Genomic DNA, 21,646 nt, shown 5'->3' with positions numbered 1-21,646 from the left:
ACAGCACCCGCCGTGGGATGAGGCGATAACTGCACGGTCCTCCCCACTCGTACGGTACTGCACCATGAACGACCTCATCGCCCGCTCCAACCCCGACGGCTCCACACGCCGCCAGAAACTTCTACTGATCTACCCACCGATGACCACCCCCACCTCGCCGCCCCTGGGTGCTCCGATGCTCAAGGGCTACATCGAGCGGGAACTGCCCAATTGGGACGTGAAGGTGCTGGACCTGAACCTGTGGTGCTACGAACGATTGTTCGAGATGTTGCGCAGCGGGTTCCTGCAGATACCCGGGACAAGCCCCAGCAGCCTCGCTGCACTGCTGGAAACGCCAGACTTCTTCCGTGGCAAATCGATGAAGGACTTCTACGGCGACCCGGTCGCCTACGATCAACACGGTGAATTGCTGCTCACCCTCACGCACATGATGAGCGAAATACTCGGGCGCGAGGCCGATGACCTGCACCAGGGCGCCCACCTCACCCCGCTGCTCTCAGAAGCCTTCGACCTCATTATCAAGGAGCAGGCTGACTGCTATGGCTTCTCCATGATCTTCAGCCAGCAACTGCCCATCGGTGCGGCGTTCGGACGCCTGGTGCGGCAAGTCACCGGGCGCAAGGTCTTCTTTGGCGGCAGCTGCTTTACGGCAGGCGCGGAAGACTTCCTCCGCTGGTATCCCCATTCGGCAGACGTCATCATCGATGGCGATGGCGAAGAGCCTCTCAAGCAACTGCTGCTGCAAGGTGGCTCACCAGCGAATGTCCCGGGCGCCGTGTTTTTCGAGGCTGGTGAAGTCAAACGCAACCCCTCCGAATACCGTCGGGATATCGACGCCTACGGCAAGCCGGACTTCGGCGACCTGACGCTTGACCGCTATTACTCCCCCACTCCCGTCATCCCTTTGCTGCTGTCACGCGGCTGCTACTGGCGCCGCTGTACTTTCTGCGTGCATTACATGTCCGCCGGGCTGACTTATCGCCTGCATGGCCTGGAAATGGTCATCGACATGCTCCGAGGCTTTGTCGAAAAGGGCATCCGGCACTTCTCGTTCGTCGATGAAATGATCGCTCCCGGCCATTTTGCCAAGTTGGCGGATGCCATCATCGAGTCTGGCCTGGATATTTCCTACTACGCCCTGAGCAAGCCCAACCGCACCTTCACCCCCGAGATTCTCGCCAAGATGGCGCGTTCCGGTTGCAAGTACCTGCTCTGGGGCCTGGAAAGCGGCACACAACGCATTCTCGACCTGATGGACAAGGGCACGAGAATCGACGATGTCGAACAGGTATTGCGCAATGCCCACGCCGCGGGGATTGCCAACCATGTCTACATGATCTGCGGTTTCCCAACCGAAACTGAGGAAGAATTCCACAACACACTGCGCTTCCTGGACCGCAACCGCGACTACATCTACTCGATTCACCGCGGCACCTTCTCGCTGGAGCCTGGCTCCCCCATCCATAAGGAACAGGAACGCTTCGGCGTTACCCGCGCCTGGATGGCCCGTCCCACGCCCCTGGGCGGACGCTGGCACCATGAAACGGTCAGCGGCATGAATAGGGACGAAGTACAAGCGGTCTTCCGCGCGGCCCAGCCGTTCTTGCGGCGCTTCAACCCTTATGCGGTATTCCTGGCCAACTACCGGGATCACGCCATGCTGGTCTACGACAAGCTCGGCGCCGACGCGGTGCACAAGATGCCCCGTCACTTCCCCGACCTGAGCAAAGTGATTGAAGCCAGGAACAGCCAGACCACCACTGCGGACCTGATGAGTTGATCCGTCGACACAGGCCACTCGCCACCGTTCTTCCTTCAGCCGTTCTGCGCCGCTAGCGAAGCTCCCGGCGCCTTGAATGCTGGCCATCGCAGTAGGGTAGTTCGGCAGACCGGCCGCAGCGGCAGAGCAGCAGGTAACGCTCGCGCTTCACCGTGAGTTCCAGCACATCCGGGCATTGCTCGGCAGCATCCGGCAGACTCGCGCAATGTCCGCAGCGACACAGGCGCAGCACCTGCCCCGACGTCACCGGGCGAACTTCGGGAAGCACGGGGTCGTCAGCCAAGGCAGCCTCCAGCGATGGCCAGGCAAAGAAAAAGGGGAAAGCCGAAGCTTTCCCCTTTTTCGTCACGCATGAAGGCCGAACTCAGCCGACCCAGACGCGGGCATTGCGGAACATGCGCATCCAGCCGCCATCCTCTTCCCACTCGTCCGGACGCCAGGAGTTCTGCACGGCGCGGAACACGCGCTCCGGGTGCGGCATCATGATGGTGACTCGGCCGTCGCGGCTGGTCAGGCCGGTGATACCACGGGGCGAGCCGTTCGGGTTGGCCGGGTAGGTCTCGGTGACCTTGCCCAGGTTGTCGACGAAGCGCATGGCCACGGTACCGGACAGGTCGGCTTCGAGCAGGGCTTCCTCGCTTTCGAACTCCGCATGGCCTTCACCGTGGGCGATGGCGATCGGCAGGCGCGAACCGGCCATGCCCTGCAGGAAGATCGACTGCGACTCCTGCACCTGAACCATCGCCACGCGCGCCTCGAACTGCTCGGAGCGGTTGCGCACGAAGTGCGGCCAGAACTCGGTGCCGGGGATCAGCTCGTGCAGGTTGGACATCATCTGGCAACCGTTGCACACGCCCAGTGCGAAGCTGTCCTTGCGCTCGAAGAAGGCCTGGAAGCCATCGCGGGCACGGGCGTTGAACAGGATCGACTTGGCCCAGCCTTCGCCGGCGCCCAGCACGTCGCCGTAGGAGAAGCCGCCGCAGGCCACCAGGCCCTTGAACTGCTCCAGGCTGATGCGGCCGGCGAGGATATCGCTCATGTGCACGTCGACTGCGGCGAAGCCGGCGCGGTCGAAGGCAGCCGCCATCTCGACCTGGCCGTTGACGCCCTGCTCGCGCAGGATGGCGATCTGCGGACGCACACCTTTCTTGATGTAGGGCGCGGCGATGTTGTCGTTGACGTCGAAGCTCAGCTTCACCGACAGGCCGGGGTTGTCCTCGTCCAGCAGGCCATCGAATTCCTGGTCGGCGCAGTCGGCGTTGTCGCGCATGCGCTGGATACGGTAGCTGGTTTCGCTCCAGATACGCTGCAGGTTGCGGCGCTGGTCGTTGAAGACGCGCTCGCCATTGAAGTCCAGGTTGATCTCGGCGCCGTTGACCGGCTGGCCGATGACGGCGACGCAGTCTTCCAGGCCGGCAGCGCTGAGCTGGGCCAGCACTTCCGGGGTGGCGGCGGAGCGAACCTGGATGACGGCGCCCAGCTCTTCGTTGAACAGGGCGGCGGTCAGCTCGTCACGGCTGTCGGCCAGCGCGTCGAGGTTCAGGTCCAGACCACAATGACCGGCGAAGGCCATTTCCACCACGGTGGCCATCAGGCCACCGTCGGAACGGTCGTGGTAGGCCAGCAGGTGGCCGTCGGCGTTCAGGCCCTGGATCACAGCGAAGAAGGCCTTCAGGTCTTCGGCATCGTCGACGTCCGGCGCAGCGCGGCCGATCTGGCCGTTGACCTGGGCGAGGATGGAGCCGCCCATGCGGTTCTTGCCACGGCCCAGATCGATGGCGATCAGGTCGGTCTCGCCCTTGTCCAGGCGCAGTTGCGGGGTCAGGGTCTTGCGTACGTCGTTGACCGGGGCAAAGCCGGAGATGATCAGCGACATCGGCGAGGTCACGCTCTTCTCGGCGTCGCCATCCTGCCAGCGGGTCTTCATGGACATGGAGTCCTTGCCCACCGGGATGGTGATGCCCAGCGCCGGACACAGTTCCATACCGACAGCCTTGACGGTGTCGTACAGGCGCGCGTCTTCGCCCGGGTGGCCGGCAGCGGCCATCCAGTTGGCGGAGAGCTTGATCTCGGAGATCTTGTCGATGCTCGCGGCGGCCAGGTTGGTGATGGTCTCACCGATCGCCATGCGGCCGGAGGCCGGGGCGTCGATCAGGGCCAACGGAGTGCGCTCGCCCATCGCCATGGCTTCACCGGTGTAGACGTCGAAGCTGGTGGCGGTGACGGCGCAGTCGGCCACCGGCACCTGCCACGGGCCAACCAGCTGGTCGCGCGCCACGAGGCCGGTGATGGTGCGGTCGCCGATGGTGATCAGGAAGTTCTTGCTGGCCACGGCCGGGTGACGCAGCACACGCAGGGTGGACTCGGTCAGGTCCAGGCCGACAGTGGCGAAGTCATCGCCCAGTTCGGCTTCGCGGGTGACCGAACGGTGCATGCGCGGCGGCTTGCCCAGCAGTACTTCCAGCGGCATGTCCACCGGATTGTTGCCGAAGTGGCTGTCGGCGACGGTCAGCTGCTTCTCTTCGGTGGCTTCACCGACCACGGCGAACGGGCAGCGCTCGCGCTCGCAGATGGCCTTGAAGGTCTCGAAGTCGGCGGCGTCGACCGACATCACGTAGCGTTCCTGCGACTCGTTGCACCAGATTTCCAGCGGGCTCATGCCCGGCTCGTCGTTGGGCACGGCGCGCAGTTCGAAGCGGCCGCCACGGCCGCCGTCGTTGATCAGTTCCGGCAGGGCGTTGGAGATGCCGCCCGCGCCCACGTCGTGGATGAACTTGATCGGGTTGTTCTCGCCCATCTGCCAGCAGCGGTCGATGACCTCCTGGCAACGGCGTTCCATTTCCGGGTTCTCGCGCTGCACCGAGGCGAAGTCCAGGTCAGCGGCGGAAGCACCGGTGGCCATGGAGGACGCGGCGCCGCCGCCCAGGCCGATCAGCATGGCCGGGCCGCCGAGTACGATCAGCTTGGCGCCGACCGAGATCTCGCCCTTCTGCACGTGGTCTTCGCGGATGTTGCCCAGGCCGCCGGCGATCATGATCGGCTTGTGGTAACCACGGACTTCCTCACCACGCGGAGTGGCGATGGCCTGCTCGAAGGTACGGAAATAACCGGCCAGGTTCGGGCGGCCGAATTCGTTGTTGAACGCGGCGCCGCCCAACGGGCCTTCGATCATGATGTCCAGCGGAGTGACGATGCGCTCGGGCTTGCCGTAGGGCACTTCCCAGGGCTGCTCGAAGCCGGGGATGTTCAGGTTGGAGACGGTGAAGCCGACCAGGCCGGCCTTCGGCTTGGCACCGCGGCCGGTTGCGCCTTCGTCGCGGATCTCGCCGCCGGAGCCGGTGGAGGCGCCGGGGAAGGGAGCGATGGCGGTCGGGTGGTTGTGGGTCTCCACCTTCATCAGGATATGCACGGGCTCTTCGCTCGCCGCGTACTCGCGGGTTTCCGCGTTCGGGTAGAAGCGGCCGGCGACGTAGCCTTTCATGACCGCAGCGTTGTCCTTGTACGCGGACAGCACGCCTTCGCGGTGCATTTCATAGGTGTTCTTGATCATGCCGAACAGGCTCTTGTCCTGCGACTGGCCGTCGATGTCCCAACTGGCGTTGAAGATCTTGTGGCGGCAGTGCTCGGAGTTGGCCTGGGCGAACATCATCAGCTCGACGTCGTGCGGGTTGCGACCCATCTCGACGAAGCTTTTCACCAGGTAGTCGATCTCATCGTCGGCCAGGGCCAGGCCCAGCTCAAGGTTGGCCTTCTCCAGCGCGGCGCGACCGCCGGCAAGGATGTCCACCACGGTCAGCGGCTTGGGCTGGGCGTGGCTGAACAGGGCGGAAGCCTCTTCGAGCTGGCTCAGAACCAGTTGGGTCATGCGGTCGTGCAGGCGGGCGGCAACGGCTTGTACGTCGGCCTCGCTCAGCTCACCGCTGACGTAGTAGGCGATGCCGCGCTCGATGCGCTCGATCTTGGCCAGGCCGCAGTTGCGGGCGATGTCCGAGGCCTTGCTCGACCAGGGCGAGATGGTGCCGAAGCGCGGCACCACCAGGAACAGACGGCCGGCGGGCTCCTGCACGGGGACGCTCGGGCCGTATTTCAGCAGGCGCGCCAGGACTTGTTCTTCCTCGGCGTTGAGGGCTCCGGTGACCTCGGCGAAGTGCGCAAACTCGGCATACAGCCCGGTGACGGCGGGCACATGCTGGGTCAGCAGGTCGAGCAGTTTGCCGTGGCGGAAAGCGGAAAGGGCGGGAGCACCGCGCAGGATCAGCATTGTCGGAACAGCCTCTGGAGACGGGGAAGTGTGTGGGGCCGGACGGGCCGGCCCACAGAGGCCGTGCATTCTACCGTAAAGCGCTGCGTGGCGGCAGCTCTCAAGCGCCTTCCTTGCCGTTGCTCCCGCGAAAATCGCCATTCATCTTCGAATGCCTTCGAGCGACGGCCGCGCGAGCGCTTGCGTCCGGGCCTCCGTGTCCGACAGGCCGACGAACGGCGCGCCAGCTAGCAGAGAAGCCGTCGGCTGTCGAGATATGGCGCACAACTGCCTTTGCGTATACTGCCCTGATGCTTGCCCTGACTGTGTCCCGTGTGCGCTGCACCGCCTGGATCTTGGCGACCTGTATCTTTCTGCTGCTTTGCGGCTGTAGCGAGGCGAAAGCCCCGACGGCCCTCGAGCGCGTGCAGAAGGACGGCGTGCTGCGCGTGATCACCCGCAACAGTCCGGCCACCTACTTCCAGGACCGCAACGGCGACACCGGCTTCGAGTACGAGCTGGCCAAGCGCTTTGCCGACAGCCTGGGCGTACAGCTGCAGATCGAAACCGCCGACAACATCGACGACCTCTATGATCGCATCGGCCGCGACGGCGGGCCGAACCTGGCTGCCGCCGGACTGACGCCGGGCGGCGAACGCGATAGCCAGGTGCGCTACTCGCACTCCTACCTCGACGTCACCCCGCAGGTTGTCTACCGCAACGGTGCCCAGCGCCCTACCCGCCCGGACGATCTGGTGGGCAAGCGCATCGTCGTCCTGAAAGGCAGCAGCCACGCCGCGCAACTGGCCGAACTGAAGAAGCAGTACCCCAAGCTGGAGTACCGCGAATCCGATGCCGACGAAATGGTCGACCTGCTGCGCATGGTGGACGTCGGCGAGATCGACCTGACCCTGGTCGACTCCAACGAACTGGCAATGAACCAGGTGTATTTCCCCAACGTTCGCGTCGCCTTCGACCTTGGCGACGCCAAGGGCTTGGCCTGGGCGCTGCCGGCCGGGGATGACAACAGCCTGCTGGAAAAGGTCAACGCCTTCCTCGACAAGGCCAAGCAGGATGGTCTGCTGCAGCGCCTGAAGGACCGCTATTACGGCCATGTGGACGTGCTCGGTTATGTCGGCGCCTACACCTTCGCCCAGCATCTGCAGCAACGCCTGCCCAAGTACGAACAGCACTTCCGCCAGAGCGGTACCAAGCTCGAGGCAGACTGGCGCCTGCTGGCGGCCATCGGCTACCAGGAGTCGATGTGGCAGCCCGACGCGACCTCCAAGACCGGCGTGCGCGGCCTGATGATGCTGACCAACCGCACCGCCCAGGCCATGGGCGTGGCCAATCGCCTGGACCCGAAGCAGAGCATCCAGGGCGGCAGCAAGTACTACGTGCAGATCAAGGACGAGCTGCCCGACAGCATCAAGGACCCGGACCGCATGTGGTTCGCCCTGGCCGCCTACAACATCGGCGGCGCGCACCTCGACGACGCGCGCAAGATGGCCGAGCAGCAGGGCCTCAACCCGAACAAGTGGCTGGATGTGAAGAAGATGCTGCCGCGCCTGTCGCAGAAGCAATACTACCGCAAGACCCGTTACGGCTACGCGCGCGGCGGCGAGACGGTGCACTTCGTGCAGAACGTGCGCCGCTACTACGACATCCTCACCTGGGTGACCCAGCCGCAGATGGAAGGCGGCCAGCTCGCCGAGAGCGGCCTGCACCTGCCGGGCGTGAACAAGACCAAGCCCGACGATGACGACGACGGGCGGAATCAGAAGCTCTGAGCTGATCCACGCCGACTCGCACTCCCACAACTCCAGAAGTGCTCAGCCCTTGCGACGCGCCTTGAAGAAGGCAGAGAGCATCGCGCTGCATTCCTCTCCCAGCACTCCACCTTCCACCAGCACCCGGTGGTTGAGGAAGCCCTGTTCGAAGAAGTTGCCCCGGCTGACCACCACGCCCGACTTGGGCTCGGTGGCGCCGAACACCACGCGCTGGATGCGCGAGTGCACCAGCAGGCCGGCGCACATGCTGCAGGGTTCGAGGGTGACATAGAGCGTGCTGCCGGGCAGTCGGTAGTTCCGCGCGGCGGCGGCGGCCTCGCGGATGGCGACCATTTCCGCATGGGCGCTGGGGTCGTGGGAGGTGATCGGGCGGTTGAAGCCTCGGCCGATGACCTGGCCGTCCAGCACCAGCACGGCGCCCACGGGCACTTCGCCCAGCGCCGCGCCCTGCTCGGCCAGGGCCATGGCTTCACGCATGAAGGGGATGTCCTGGCTGCGGTCGATGACCGGCGCCAGCCCCTTCACCGTCGGATGCCCCTTGCTGTTGGTCAGCCGCACCATGCCTCGCCCACCGCGATGGTTCCCATCAGCCCGGTCTCCATGTGATCGATCACGTGGCAGTGGAACATCCACAGGCCGGGGTTATCCGCCACCAGCGCCACGCGTGCCGTCTCATTCTTGCCCAGCAGGTAGGTGTCGGTGAAGTACGGGATGATGTCGCGGCGATCCGAATCCAGCACCTTGAAGGCCATGCCGTGCAGGTGGATCGGATGCTGGTACTGGGTCATGTTGCGCAGCACGAAGATATAGCTGTTGCCTTCCTTGAGCTTGGCCAGCGGCGGCGCGTTGTGCTTGTGCTCCTCGCCGCCCTGCCAGGCCACGCCGTTGATCTGCCACAGCGACGGCGCCGACTGCCCCTTGGAGTAGTCGGACATGGCGCCGACCCACTCGAACTTGAAGTTGATGGTCTCGGCGTTCTTCAGGTCCGGCTCGGCCACCGGGTTGCGCGGCAGCGGCGCCGGCCACTTGGCGGTGGGCGCTTTCGGGTTGGCGACGCCACGGATGGTCGCCAGACGCACCGGGCCATTGCGCAGAGACAGCTCGGCGCCTTCCGCCGGGCCGCGGATGCCCAGTTCCAGGCGCATGCCCGGGCCGATCCAGTACTGGTCATTCGGACCCTTGCCGAAATCGCGCGGCGCCACCGGGTGGCCGTCGATGGCGTAGATCTTCGCCTCGGCGTCCGGCAGGTTGAGGCGGTAGGTCACGGTGTTGTCGACGTTGAGGATGCGCACGCGGACGATCTCGCCGGCCGGCAATTCGATCACCGGGGTACGTTCGCCGTTGATGGTCGACAGGCGTCCGCGAGTCCCTTCGCGCGCGGCCTCGCGCGGTACGCTGAAGGGCGTGAAGTTGCCCTCCTCGTCCACGTGCCAGGTCTTCAGGTTGAGGATCTTTTCGCTGGTGAACTCGGAGGGCTCGCGCTCGTCGATGATCAGCGGCCCGACCAGGCCGCGGCCCAGTTGCTCGCTGCTCATCAGGTGCGGGTGGTACCAGTAGCTGCCGGCGTCCGGCGTCTTGAACTGGTAGATGAAGCTCTCGCCCGGCTGCACCGGCGGCTGCGAGATGTAGGGCACGCCGTCCATCTCGATGGGCAGGCGGATGCCGTGCCAGTGGATGGTGGTCGGCTCGTCCAGCTTGTTGGTGAAGCGCACGCGCAGCCAGTCGCCCTGGCGCGCACGGATTTCCACACCGGGCGCCTGGCCGCCATAGCCCAGGCCAGGGGTCTTGTGGCCGGGCACCAGCTCCAGGTCCAGCGGCGCGGCGATCAGTTCATAATCATGCTCGGCGGCTACCTGCGGGCGCGCCAGCCAGATGCGCGCGCCACCGGCGCCCAGGCCGACGACAGCCAGGCCAGCGAGGCCACCGAGTACTTGTCTACGGGTAAACGACATGGGTCCAGACTCCTCGAACAAGGGACTTGCGACCCCATCGGCTTTCACGGAGGTTGGCGCGTTCGCGCCCGGCGCCAGGCTCTTGCGGCCGGCTGCATTGCTCCGCTTCCCACATAGGAAGCAGAAGGCAACTGTGCATGAAGGCGCAAACGCCTCTCATGCGCCAGGTCAAGGACAGGTATCCCCGTCCTCGCCTGTCGAAGAAAGCGGCGAGATTGCCGCTTTCCTCGTTAAGGAAACGTTAAAACCTGAATTCGATCTCGCGAGCTAGAGCCGTAGTAGGCGGAAAGCGCCCGAAGAGCGGAGTTTACAGCTGTAAATGGGCACCTGAGGGCGCTTTCCAACGCCCTACGGCCGACGCGCAGCAGATCAAAGCAGGTTTTAGACGTCTCCGATCATTCCCACTCGATGGTGGCTGGCGGCTTGCTCGACACGTCGTAGGTGACGCGGGAGATGCCGTCGATCTCGTTGATGATGCGATTCGAGACCTTCTCCAGCAGCTCGTACGGCAGGTGCGCCCAGCGAGCGGTCATGAAGTCGATGGTTTCCACGGCGCGCAGCGCAACGACCCAGGCGTAACGGCGGCCATCGCCGACCACGCCGACGGATTTCACCGGCTGGAACACCACGAAGGCCTGGCTGGTCTTGTGGTACCAGTCGAAGTTGCGCAGCTCTTCGATGAAGATGTGGTCCGCGCGACGCAGCAGGTCGGCGTACTCCTTCTTCACCTCGCCGAGGATGCGCACGCCCAGGCCCGGGCCCGGGAACGGGTGGCGGTAGACCATGTCGTAGGGCAGGCCCAGCTCCAGGCCGATCTTGCGGACTTCGTCCTTGAACAGCTCGCGCAGCGGCTCAACCAGTTCGAACTGCATGTCCTCGGGCAGGCCGCCGACGTTGTGGTGCGACTTGATCACGTGGGCCTTGCCGGTCTTGGCGCCGGCCGACTCGATCACGTCGGGGTAGATGGTGCCCTGGGCGAGGAACTTCACGTCCTTCAGCTTGGTGGCTTCCTCATCGAAGACTTCGATGAAGCTGCCGCCGATGATCTTGCGCTTCTGCTCCGGGTCACTGACGCCGGCCAGACGGCTGAGGAACTTCTCTTCGGCGTTGGCGCGGATCACCTTGACGCCCATGTTCTCGGCGAACATGGCCATCACCTGGTCACCCTCGTGCAGGCGCAGCAGGCCGTTGTCGACGAAGACGCAGGTCAGCTGGTCGCCGATGGCCTTGTGCAGCAGGGCTGCGACCACCGAGGAGTCCACGCCGCCGGACAGGCCCAGCAGCACTTTGGAGTTGCCGACCTGGGCACGCACGGTGGCGATGGCGTCGTTGACGATGTTGGACGGAGTCCACAGTGCTTCGCAGCCGCAGATGTCCAGCACGAAGCGCGAGAGGATGCGACCGCCCTGCTTGGTGTGGGTCACTTCCGGGTGGAACTGCACGCCGTAGTAGCCACGGGCATCGTCCGCCATGGCGGCGATCGGGCAGCTCGGGGTGCTGGCGAGGATGTGGAAGCCGGCCGGAATCTCGGTAACCTTGTCACCGTGGCTCATCCACACGTCGAGGCCGAAGACGCCGTCCTCATCCACGTGATCTTCGATGCCGTCGAGCAGGCGGGCCTTGCCGACGACGTCGACGCGGGCGTAGCCGAACTCGCGCAGGTCCGAACCCAGCACCTTGCCGCCCATCTGCTCGGCCATGGTCTGCATGCCATAGCAGATACCGAACAGCGGCACCTTGAGGTCGAACACCGCCTGCGGCGCGCGCGGGCTGTTGGCCTCGTGCACCGACTCCGGGCCGCCGGCCAGGATGACGCCGCGCGGGGCGAAGGCACGAACCTCGTCGTCGCTCATGTCGAACGGGTGGATCTCGCAGTACACGCCGATCTCGCGAACGCGGCGGGCGATCAGCTGGGTATACTGGGAGCCGAAGTCGAGGATCAGGATCCGGTGAGCGTGAATGTCTTGGGCCATGGCCATCTCTCGTAGCGAAATTCTTAAACGACACGGGGCTGTATCAACCAGCCCCGTGTCCGACTCATTAACCTGAAACCCTCAACCTACGCGGTAGTTCGGGGCTTCCTTGGTGATCTGCACATCGTGGACGTGGGACTCGGCCATGCCGGCGCCGGTGATGCGCACGAACTGCGGCTTGGTGCGCATGTCCTGGATATCGGCGCTGCCGGTGTAGCCCATGGCGGCGCGCAGGCCGCCCATCAGCTGGTGGACGATGGCGGTCAGCTGGCCTTTATAGGGCACGCGGCCTTCGATGCCTTCGGGTACCAGCTTCTCGGCGCCGGCGGAGGCGTCCTGGAAGTAGCGGTCGGAGGAACCGGTGGAACCGGCCATGGCGCCCAGGGAGCCCATGCCACGGTAGGACTTGTAGGAGCGACCCTGGAACAGCTCGATCTCGCCCGGCGCTTCTTCGGTACCGGCGAACATCGAACCCATCATCACGCAGTAGGCGCCAGCCACCATGGCTTTGGCCAGGTCGCCGGAGAAGCGGATGCCACCGTCGGCGATCAGCGGAACGCCGGTGCCTTCCAGGGCAGCGGCGACGTTGGCGATGGCGGAGATCTGCGGCACGCCGACGCCAGCGACGATACGGGTGGTGCAGATGGAGCCCGGGCCGATGCCGACCTTCACGGCGTCGGCGCCAGCGTCAGCCAGTGCCTTGGCCGCTTCGCCGGTGGCGATGTTGCCGCCGATGACCTGGACTTGCGGGAAGGTTTCCTTGACCCAGCGGACGCGATCGATCACGCCTTTGGAGTGGCCGTGGGCGGTATCGACGACAACCACGTCAACGCCGGCGGCGACCAGGGCGGAAACACGCTCGCCGGTATCGGCGCCAGTGCCGACGGCAGCGCCGACGCGCAGGCGGCCCAGGTCATCCTTGGACGCCAGCGGGTAGGTCTTGGCCTTCTCGATGTCGCGGAAGGTCACCAGGCCAGTGAGGTAGAAGTTCTCGTCGACGATCAGCATCTTCTCGATGCGGTTCTCGTAGAGCGCCGCCTTGATCTCTTCCAGCGGGGTGTTCTCGCGGGCGGTGACCAGCTTGTCCTTCGGGGTCATGATCGCGGCCACGCTGTCGCCGATGTTCGGCTTCACGCGCAGGTCGCGGCCGGTGACGATACCGACCAGCTCACCCTCTTCCACCACCGGGAAGCCGGAGAAGCCGTACTCGCGGGCGATCTGCAGCAGCTCGATGATCTTGGTCGACGGAGTCACGGTGACCGGGTCGCGAACAATCGCGGTCTCGTGCTTCTTGACCTTGCGGACCTCGGCGGCCTGCTGCTCGATGCTCATGTTCTTGTGGATGATGCCGATGCCGCCTTCCTGTGCCATGGCGATGGCCAGGCGGGCTTCGGTCACGGTATCCATCGCGGCGGACACCAGCGGGATGTTCAGTTCGATGCCACGGGTCAGGCGAGTCTTCAGACTCACGTCCTTGGGCAGGACTTCCGAATAACCTGGGATCAGGAGGACGTCGTCGAAAGTGAGGGCTTCTTGGCTGATGCGCAGCATGGCGGGGGCTCCCGATCGGGAAAAATGGAAGCGCGGCATTATATCCCAGCTGGGGGCTGCGGCTCAACGTGACCTGACGATCTGAATAAGGCCTTTCTCCACCTTGCGTGCTGGCCCCTGTCCACAGGCCCGCTTATCATCCTTCGCCATGCAGAACGATCCCTTCCAACGGCTGGGCCTCGACCGCGAGGTTCTGACCGTCAGCCAGCTAAACCAGCGCGCCCGCCACCTGCTGGAGGACGTGTTCCCGCAGGTGTGGGTCGAGGGCGAGATCTCCAACCTCGCGCGGCCCGCGTCCGGTCACCTGTACTTCACCCTCAAGGACAGCAACGCCCAGGTGCGTTGCGCGCTGTTCCGGCAGAACGCCCTGCGGGTGCGCCAGGCCCTGCGCGACGGCCTGGCCGTGCGGGTGCGCGGCAAGATTTCGCTGTTCGAAGGGCGCGGCGACTACCAATTGATCGCCGACACCGTCGAACCCGCCGGCGATGGCGCGCTGCGGCTGGCCTTCGAGGCGCTGAAAGAGAAACTCGCCGCCGAAGGCTTGTTCGCCGCCGAGCGCAAGCGCGAACTTCCGGCTCATCCCCGGCGCATCGGTATCGTCAGCTCGCCCACCGGCGCGGTAATCCGCGACATCATCAGCGTGTTCCGCCGCCGCGCGCCGCAGGTCGAGCTGACCCTGGTCCCCACCGCCGTACAGGGCCGCGAAGCCATCGGGCAGATCGTCCGCGCGCTCAAGCTGGCCGACGCGCAAGGCTTCGACGCGCTGATCCTGGCCCGTGGCGGCGGCTCGCTGGAAGACCTCTGGTGCTTCAACGAGGAACCGGTGGCCCGCGCCATCGCCGCCTGCGTGACGCCCATCGTCAGCGCCGTGGGCCACGAAACCGATGTATCCATCAGCGATTTCGTCGCCGACGTGCGCGCACCGACGCCCTCGGCTGCCGCCGAGCTGCTGGCGCCCCACAGCGGCGACCTGCAACAGCGCCTGGACAGCCTGCGCCGCCGGCTGATCCTGCGCATCCAGGACCGTCTGACCCGCGAACGGCTGCGCCTGGAAGGCACCGCGCGGCGCCTGCGCCACCCCGGCGAGCGCCTGCGCCAGCAATCCCAGCGCCTGGATGACCTGGACATGCGCCTGCGCCGGGCCTTCGAGCGCCAGCTGCAGATCCGCCAGGAGCGTGTGGCACGCCTGGATACTCGCCTCGCCGCGCAACACCCTGGGCGCAACCTGGCCCTGCTGCGCCAGCGCCTGGACAATCTCAGCGCCCGCCTGCCCCGCGCTACCAACGCGATCCTGCGCGAACAGCGCCAGCGCCTCGACAGCCTGATGCAGACGCTGCACATCGTCAGCCCGCTGGCGACACTGGGGCGCGGTTACAGCATCTTGCTGGACGACAAGGGCCAGGCGATCCGCAGCGCCACGCAGACGAAGAACGGCCAGCGCCTCAAGGCCAAGCTGGGCGACGGCGAGCTGGAAGTGCGCGTGGAAGACAACCACCAGGCGCCCGTCACCCTGTCGCTGCTGGACTGAGAACCGATGACCGACCTGCTCGCACCGATCCTGCCGCAACCCGATCCGGACTGGGCCGAGGCCTTCCGCGTGCCTATCGTCGAGTGCCACCAACCGCTGCAGGCCATGGGCATCGCCACGGGTTTCGCGGTATGGCCGGCCTATCACCGCCTCGGCGTGCCCAACGCACAACCGGAGTGCTATGCCCGAACGGGAGTATTCGAGCGCCTGTTGCACGCTGCCAGCCTGCTGCCCGATGGCCTGCGCCTGGTCATCCTCGACGCCTGGCGGCCGTTCGCCGTGCAGCAACACCTGTACGACACGCTCTACGACATCCTCCGCCAGCACCAGCCAGACGCCGACCCAGCCGAGCTGACCCGGCGCACCCGCGAATTCGTCGCGCCGCCCAGCACCCGCGCCGAATCGCCGAGCCCGCACCTCACCGGCGGCGCCATCGACCTGACCCTGTGCGACAGCGAAGGCCGCTGGCTGGACATGGGCAGCCTGTTTGACGAAGCCACGCCGCGCTCCTATACCCGCCATTACGAAGAGATCGCCGCGCCGGACGAGCAGCAGCGGCGCATCCGCGACAACCGCCGGATCCTGTTCAACGCCATGAGTGCTGCAGGGTTCAGCAACCTGTCCAGCGAATGGTGGCACTACGACTACGGCGACCAGCTGTGGGCCGCGCACCTGGGCAAGCCCCACGCCATCTATGGCCCGGCGCAGGTGCTGCCGCTGGAACAGCTGTGGCGCCAGCAGCTCGAGGGCCTGCTCCGCTAGCTTTCTCCTCTGCCGGGGAGCCCGGACCTGCAGGAGCGCCCTGCCACGACGTTCCGCTTTCGACGAAATCGTCCCGCTCGCCGGAGAGCGCCGTGTAGACTGCCCGCTTCATCCGCCGACACGTCCACGGATTGCGCCATGTTCCGACTCTTCTGCCTGCTCGCCGCCACCCTCCTCACCCTGCCCGCCCACGCCGAAGGCTTCATCAGCCGTACCCTGAACAAGCCGGTGCCCGGCGGTGTCGCCGTGGTGCAACTGGGCCAGGAGGCCGCCATCCCCACCGCCACCTACCAGGGCAAACCGGTACTGGTGGTGCGCGAGGAAGGCCGCGACTGGATCGCCATCGTCGGCATCCCGCTGACCACCAAGGCCGGCAACCAGCAGATCGCCGTGAAGCAGGCCGGCGCGAGCCGCAACCTCGGTTTCACCGTTGGCGCCAAGCACTATAAAGAGCAGCGCATCACCCTGAAGAACACCCGCCAGGTGAACCCGCTGCCCGAAGACCTTAAGCGCATCAACCGCGAGCTGGCCGAGCAGACCGCCGCGTACCGCAGCTTCAGCCCCGGCACACCGAGCAACCTGGTACTCGACAAGCCGGTCGACGGCCCGCTCTCCAGCCCCTTCGGCCTGCGCCGCTTCTTCAATGGCGAGGAGCGCAACCCGCACTCGGGCCTCGACTTCGCCGTGCCCGCCGGCACGCCGATCAAGACACCGGCCGCCGGAAAGGTAATCCTGATCGGCAACTACTTCTTCAACGGCAACACCGTGTTCGTCGACCACGGCCAGGGCTTCATCAGCATGTTCTGCCATATGTCGAAGATCGACGTGAAACTCGGCGATCAGCTCCCACGCGGTGGCGTGGTCGGCCGTGTCGGCGCCACCGGCCGCGCCACCGGGCCGCACATGCACTGGAACGTCAGCCTGAACGACGCCCGCGTCGACCCGGCGATCTTCATCGGCGCGTTCAAGCCCTGATGCGACTTCGTTTCGATGGACGCAGTGCACTGTTCGCGCTGCTCTGGTTCGCCGTGCTGGTCTGGCTGGCCACGGCCGGCGCGCACCTCGGCTGGCTGCGCGGCTTCGGCGGCGACGTGCTGGCGGTGATCTGGCTGTACTGCCTGTTTCGCGCGGCGCTGGATGCACCGGCGCACTGGCTCGCCGGCGCGGCGCTGGCCTGCGGGCTGCTGATCGAATTCGGCCAGTTCCTCGCCGCGACCCTCCACTGGCAGATCGGCAACCGCGCACTGCGCATCGTGCTGGGCGCCACGCCGGACTGGCTGGACGTGCTGGCCTACTGCATCGGCTTCGCGCTGATTCTCGCGGCGCGGCAGACCCGCTTGGCTCTCAGGCCAGCGGGTAACTGAAGAACAGCGCCATCTCCCCGGGCAGCACCTGCGCCGGGTAGTAGAGGTCGGTGGAAAGCCCGCTGAGGGAGAAGCCGCGCGAGCGGTAGAAGCCTACCGCCGGCAGGTTGAGGTTCTGGGTTTCCAGCCACAGGTGGCGCGCCTCGGTGCCACGCGCCCAGTCCAGGCAGCCTTCCAGCAGTTGCTTGCCTACGCCCAACCCGCGCGCCTCGGGGAGGACGAACAGGTCGTCCAGTACCGCACGGCGATTCCAGATTTCGTAGCGGGCGATAGCGAAGCCCAGACGTTCGCCTTCTTCGTCGACGACCACGGCGGTCCAGTCGGCCGCCGCGACGTCATCTTTCAGATCAGCGAAGGGATAGCGCTTGGTCTGCGTCTCGGCCAGTCGCTCCTCGCGCAGGATGAAACCATCGGCGGCACTCTCGACACGCAGGATCGAGTCGCTCGAGTAGCTGCCGTCGAAACCCAGCAGCCACTCGCCGTCTTGCGCCCACACCAAGGGGCGCAGGAGCCGGTCGCTCATCAGTTCATCTGCATGCCGTGCATGTCGTGGCCCATGTCGGTGCCCCCTTCTGTTCCTTTAGAGAGTGGGGCTTCTTTCTGCACGGCGATCTCGACCTTCACGTCGCCGGCCTTCTGGAAGTGCAGGGTCAGCGGAAAGCGCTCGCCATCGGTGAGCGGCTTCTTCAGGCCGAACAGCATCAGGTGGTACTGGCCAGGCGCGAAGACGACCTTGCCGCCGGCAGGAATATCCACGCCCTCGACTTTCTGCATTTTCATCATGCCGTCCTTCTCCACGTGCTGGTGGATTTCGGCGCTGGCGGCGCGGTCGGTGTCGGCGCCGAGCAGGCGGTCCGCGTCCTTGCCGTGGTTCTGCACGATGAAGTAGGCCGCGCCGTTCACCGAGTTGGCCGGCAGCAACAGCGACCAGGGATGGTCGATGTGCAGGTTGCCAGCCTCGTATTCGTGGGCCATGGCGGCCCCGGAGAAGCCCAGCAGGACAGCGAAAGCGAGCAGGGTTTTACGCATGTTCGAGACTCCAGTTGGCTTGTGATCGGTTCCGCCGGATCGGCGGCAAAACATCGGGCGGCGGACGAAACGATCGCGCCGCAGCATAGCCTGCCTCGCGGCAGGCGTCAGGGTTGAACAGCGCACGCATCAACCCAGCGCCGGGCTGCGCGACTTGAGGCGCGACAGCACCGCCCAGTCCAGCGCCCACACCAGCAGCAGCGACGCGCCCACCAGCGGGAAGGCGACACCGAGGATGATCATGAGCGCCACCCCGCCCTTCCATACCGGCAGCGCGTGCGGCATCGGCGGCACGCCGAGTCGCCCCTGCGGACGGCGCTTCCACCAGATCCACAGGCCGCTGACGGCGCTGAGCAGGATCATCAGGCAGACGCCGAGCATGAGCAGTTGGTTGAACAGGCCGAACATCTTGCCCTCATGCAGCATCACGCCGGACTCGACGCCCTTGGCCACCAGCCCGTAGTCCTTCCAGCGCACGTCGGCGAGCACCTTGCCGGTGTACTGGTCGATGTGCAGGGTGGCGTCGTTGCGCGAGTCGTCGGCGAACACCGAGACGGTGAAAACGCCCTGCTCGCCCTTGGGTAGGGCGACGGCATAGCCCGGCACCACGCCGGCCTTGTCGGCGGTATCGACCACCTGCTGCAAGCTGATCTGCGGCATCGCCATGCCGCCGGAACCATGGGCCATGTGTTCGGCGTGGGCGCCGCCGGACATCGGCATCGGGGTGTTTTCCATCGCCCAGGGAATGGTCTGGCGGTGCGCCTCGTTGAGCGTGCGCGCCTCCAGGTCCGATTTGGGCACGTCGTTCCACATGGCTACCGGGAAGCGGTTCCAGACATCAGCGAAGGATTTGCCCCAGAAGCCGGTCCAGGTCATGCCGGTGAGCAGCATGAACAGCATCAGCAGCGAGCCCCAGAAGCCGACCACCCTGTGCACGTCGCGCCACAACGCACGGCCACGGCGGGACAGGTCCGGCCACAGCAGCACCCGCAGCGAACGCTTACGCGGCCACCACAGGTACAGGCCAGACACCACCAATACGATGCCCCAGCCGGCGGCCAGCTCGATCAGTCGGTCGCCGACGGTGCCGATCATCAGCTCGCCGTGCAGCGCACGGGCCATGGCCTGCAGGTTGGACTTCGCGTCCTGCACGCCGAGCAGCTTGCCGCTGTATGGATCAACGAAGGCATTCACCTCGCGCCCATCGAGCTGGGCGACGAACTGTGCGCTACGGTCAGCGGCCGGTGCCGGCAAATACTGGCTGACCTGCAGCTGCGGGTTCTGGTGATGCAGGTGCATCAGTTGCTCGTCGGCGGACAGCCGCACCTCACCCGGCGTCACCTGCAGCAGGTCGCTGTACATCAGCGGGTCGAGCTGCGGCTTGAACAAGTAGATGATCCCGGTCAGCGACAGCAGGATCATGAACGGCGCGACGAACAGCCCGGCATAGAAGTGCCAGCGCCAGGCCAGGTTGTAGAAATCGAATGTCTTCTTCTGCATTCGTTGATCTCCTCACGCAAGGAGGCCCCCGACCGGCGGGGGCCGGTCGGGCATTAGAACGAGAAGTCCACTTTGGTCCAGAACGTACGTCCCGGCTCGTGGATCGATTCGGGGTCGTTGGCCGGGTAGCCGAAGCCGGCGTTGCCCGCCAGGTTCAGGTGCTCGGCGTAGTCCTTGTCGAACAGGTTGTCGACGCCGGTGCTGACCTTGAGGTTCTTGCTCAGCTTGTACGCGCCGTTGAGCGAGAACACCGCGAAGCCGGGGCTTTCGTCGAAGTCGTAGCCGACCACGTTGCCCTGGTTCTCGGCGATACGGCCCTGGTGCGCGACCACGCGCCAGAGACCGCCGGCGCTCCAGTCGCCTTCCTCGTAGCTCAGGCCGAAACGCGCCTCCAGCGGCGGCATCTGCGGCAGCGCAGTATCGTCGGTGGTGTTCTTGCCCCAGGCGTAGGCCAGGGTGCCGTCGGCGGTCCAGTTGCTGGTCAGCGCGTAAGCCGCGCCCAGTTCGCCACCCATGATCCGTGCATCGACGTTCCGCGCCTGGGAGGTGCGGCCCATCATGCCGCCGGGCATGTAGTCGAACAGGATGTAGTCGCGGATCACGCCGACATAGCCGGACGCCCAGGCCTTGAGCTTCTCGTCCTCGTACTGCGCGCCGAAGTCCAGCTGGGTGGTTTTCTCCGGCTTGATGCTGTCGAAGGCGTTGACCGAGCCGGTCGGTCCCTTGTCCGGGGAGAACAGCTCCCAGTAGTCGGGGAAGCGCTGCACGTGGCCAAGGCCGACATAGAGCGTGGTCGGCGTGTCGGCCAGGTCGTGCTCGTAGCGCGCGAAGCCGCTGGGCAGCGTGTCGGCGCGGGTGTCGTCGGCCGTGGGGTTGGGCATCGCCATCATCCCCGAGCCGGTGCTCTGCCGATAATCCTTGACCGAGGCGCGGTCCAGGCGCGCACCGGTGATCACGCGGTCGCGGTCGGCGGCGTACCAGGTCAGCTCGCCAAAGGCGCCGTAGTTGTGGAACACGGCATCCTTGTCCCACGGCTGCTCGTCATAAGTATTGATACCCATGCCGGAGCGTTCGCGGTGCTCGTTGGTCTGCGCGTCAACGCCGGTGATCAACTTGAAGTCGTCCCAGCGCCAGGTGGCGGCCAGGCGCCCGCCGAGGGTCCGGCGGTCGACGTTGGAAGCCATCGGGCCGGCCATCATGCCCATGCCCGAGGGCGTGCGCAGGCTGTAGTTGTCCATCACGTGGTCGGCGTAGTTGTAGTAGACCTGCGCCTCCAGCTTGTCGAGCACTTCGCCGATGTTGGACTTCTCGAAGCGCAGGCCGAGGCTCTCGCGCTTGAACTGCGAGCCATCCATGCCGCGTCCGGCGTAACGCGCTTCACCGTCGCCCTTGCCGGCGGTGAGCTCGACCAGGGTGTCGGCGTCCGGCGTCCAGCCCAGGGCCACGTCGCCGTTCCACTTGTTCCAGCGCGAGGGCACGGTGTTGCCGCTGCCGTCCTCGTAGTCATCGGACTGCGACTTGTTGCCGATGACCCGCACGTAGCCCAGCGGTCCACCGGCGGCGGCGTCCAGCACGCGGTCGAAGCGGCCGTTGGAGCCGGCGGTGAGGCTGCCGTTGATTCGCGTGCCCAGTTCGCCGAAGCGCTCCGGCTCACGGTCGAAGCGGATGGTGCCGGCCGAGGCGCCGGGGCCCCAGATCACGGTCTCCGGGCCCTTGACCACGGTGAGCTTGTCGAAGGTTTCCGGCGAGATATAAGAGGTGGGCGCGTCCATCCGTGCCGGGCAGGCACCGAGCATGGTGGTGCCGTTGGTGAGGATGTTCAGGCGCGAGCCGAACATGCCGCGCAGCACCGGGTCACCGTTGGTGCCGCCGTTGCGGATGGCGGAGAAGCCGGGAATGGTCTTGAGATAATCGGCGCCGTCGCTGGCGGGGATCGGCTGACGCGGCTGCTTGGGGTCGGTGACGATGGTCAGCGGCGAACTCTGCGCCACGGCAGTAATGACGCTGGGCGACAGTTCGGTGACATGCGAAGAGTGATCTTCCTCTTCGGCCATCGCCGGGGCGGCAGTGAAACCGCCAAGGGCGGTCAGCGCGCACAGGGCGCGCAAGCCGACGGCACGTTGCCGACGGCGCATTTGCATGCGGGACATTCCATTAATTCCATGATCGGTGATGAC

16 protein-coding genes are annotated in these 21,646 nt (G+C 65.8%); 6 read left to right on the top strand and 10 right to left on the bottom strand.

The window, feature by feature from the left end:
• The first annotated feature begins 64 nt into the window (after positions 1–64).
• Positions 65–1,780, top strand: coding sequence for a B12-binding domain-containing radical SAM protein (locus tag GJV37_RS01755; RefSeq protein ID WP_193452108.1), 1,716 nt, complete (start codon positions 65–67; stop codon positions 1,778–1,780).
• Between the two features lie 52 nt (positions 1,781–1,832).
• On the opposite strand, the gene GJV37_RS01750 is transcribed toward GJV37_RS01755, so the two are convergent.
• Complete coding sequence (locus GJV37_RS01750) at positions 1,833–2,063, bottom strand: CDGSH iron-sulfur domain-containing protein (protein WP_205346025.1); 231 nt, start codon at positions 2,061–2,063, stop codon at positions 1,833–1,835.
• Positions 2,064–2,144: 81 nt separating this feature from the next.
• Entirely contained in the window at positions 2,145–6,041 is a 3,897-nt protein-coding gene (gene purL, locus GJV37_RS01745) for a phosphoribosylformylglycinamidine synthase (protein WP_193452107.1), read from the bottom strand.
• 290 nt (positions 6,042–6,331) lie between these two features.
• Between purL and mltF the strand changes: the two genes are divergently transcribed.
• On the top strand, positions 6,332–7,810 hold the full coding sequence (gene mltF / locus GJV37_RS01740) for a membrane-bound lytic murein transglycosylase MltF (RefSeq protein WP_169888934.1): 1,479 nt from the start codon (positions 6,332–6,334) through the stop codon (positions 7,808–7,810).
• 42 nt (positions 7,811–7,852) lie between these two features.
• Here mltF and tadA read toward each other — a convergent pair whose 3' ends face one another.
• The 4 genes from tadA to guaB all read right to left on the bottom strand — a co-directional run bounded on the left by tadA (position 7,853) and on the right by guaB (position 13,286).
• The gene (gene tadA, locus GJV37_RS01735) at positions 7,853–8,371 is read right to left on the bottom strand and encodes a tRNA adenosine(34) deaminase TadA (RefSeq protein ID WP_425326830.1); all 519 of its coding nucleotides are present in this window, start codon (positions 8,369–8,371) and stop codon (positions 7,853–7,855) included.
• Positions 8,359–9,762, bottom strand: coding sequence for a multicopper oxidase family protein (locus tag GJV37_RS01730; protein WP_065084988.1), 1,404 nt, complete (start codon positions 9,760–9,762; stop codon positions 8,359–8,361). Before GJV37_RS01730 ends, tadA begins: the two co-directional genes overlap by 13 nt.
• 395 nt (positions 9,763–10,157) lie before the next feature.
• Positions 10,158–11,735, bottom strand: a complete 1,578-nt coding sequence (gene guaA, locus GJV37_RS01725; RefSeq protein ID WP_024762984.1) for a glutamine-hydrolyzing GMP synthase — start codon at positions 11,733–11,735, stop codon at positions 10,158–10,160.
• A gap of 81 nt (positions 11,736–11,816) precedes the next feature.
• The gene (guaB, locus tag GJV37_RS01720; RefSeq protein ID WP_024762983.1) at positions 11,817–13,286 is read right to left on the bottom strand and encodes an IMP dehydrogenase; all 1,470 of its coding nucleotides are present in this window, start codon (positions 13,284–13,286) and stop codon (positions 11,817–11,819) included.
• A 148-nt stretch (positions 13,287–13,434) separates the two neighbouring features.
• Here guaB and xseA point away from each other — a divergent pair, with 148 nt between their 5' ends.
• From xseA to GJV37_RS01700, 4 genes are all read left to right on the top strand, one after another.
• The gene (gene xseA, locus GJV37_RS01715; RefSeq protein WP_038803286.1) at positions 13,435–14,814 is read left to right on the top strand and encodes an exodeoxyribonuclease VII large subunit; all 1,380 of its coding nucleotides are present in this window, start codon (positions 13,435–13,437) and stop codon (positions 14,812–14,814) included.
• A gap of 6 nt (positions 14,815–14,820) precedes the next feature.
• Positions 14,821–15,576: a M15 family metallopeptidase gene (locus tag GJV37_RS01710; RefSeq protein ID WP_024762982.1), complete on the top strand. Its 756-nt coding sequence runs from the start codon at positions 14,821–14,823 to the stop codon at positions 15,574–15,576.
• 138 nt (positions 15,577–15,714) lie between these two features.
• On the top strand, positions 15,715–16,551 hold the full coding sequence (locus GJV37_RS01705) for a M23 family metallopeptidase (RefSeq protein ID WP_038803285.1): 837 nt from the start codon (positions 15,715–15,717) through the stop codon (positions 16,549–16,551).
• Positions 16,551–16,940: a ribosomal maturation YjgA family protein gene (locus GJV37_RS01700; protein ID WP_037015868.1), complete on the top strand. Its 390-nt coding sequence runs from the start codon at positions 16,551–16,553 to the stop codon at positions 16,938–16,940. Before GJV37_RS01705 ends, GJV37_RS01700 begins: the two co-directional genes overlap by 1 nt.
• On the opposite strand, the gene GJV37_RS01695 is transcribed toward GJV37_RS01700, so the two are convergent.
• The 4 genes from GJV37_RS01695 to GJV37_RS01680 form a co-directional block, all read right to left on the bottom strand.
• The gene (locus GJV37_RS01695; RefSeq protein WP_170859351.1) at positions 16,921–17,463 is read right to left on the bottom strand and encodes a GNAT family N-acetyltransferase; all 543 of its coding nucleotides are present in this window, start codon (positions 17,461–17,463) and stop codon (positions 16,921–16,923) included. The genes GJV37_RS01700 and GJV37_RS01695 overlap by 20 nt on opposite strands.
• A complete protein-coding gene (locus tag GJV37_RS01690; RefSeq protein WP_037015862.1) occupies positions 17,463–17,969 on the bottom strand; it encodes a copper chaperone PCu(A)C in 507 nt (168 codons plus the stop codon). The genes GJV37_RS01695 and GJV37_RS01690 overlap by 1 nt, the downstream gene beginning before the upstream one ends.
• A 129-nt stretch (positions 17,970–18,098) precedes the next feature.
• Complete coding sequence (locus GJV37_RS01685; RefSeq protein ID WP_170859352.1) at positions 18,099–19,469, bottom strand: PepSY-associated TM helix domain-containing protein; 1,371 nt, start codon at positions 19,467–19,469, stop codon at positions 18,099–18,101.
• A gap of 53 nt (positions 19,470–19,522) precedes the next feature.
• On the bottom strand, positions 19,523–21,619 hold the full coding sequence (locus GJV37_RS01680; protein ID WP_170859353.1) for a TonB-dependent copper receptor: 2,097 nt from the start codon (positions 21,617–21,619) through the stop codon (positions 19,523–19,525).
• Positions 21,620–21,646: the final 27 nt, after the last annotated feature.

The sequence above is a fragment of the Pseudomonas nitroreducens genome (assembly GCF_010994165.1).
GTDB classification, from domain to species: Bacteria; Pseudomonadota; Gammaproteobacteria; order Pseudomonadales; family Pseudomonadaceae; genus Pseudomonas; species Pseudomonas nitroreducens.
This window is presented reverse-complemented; position numbering and strand designations above follow the sequence as displayed.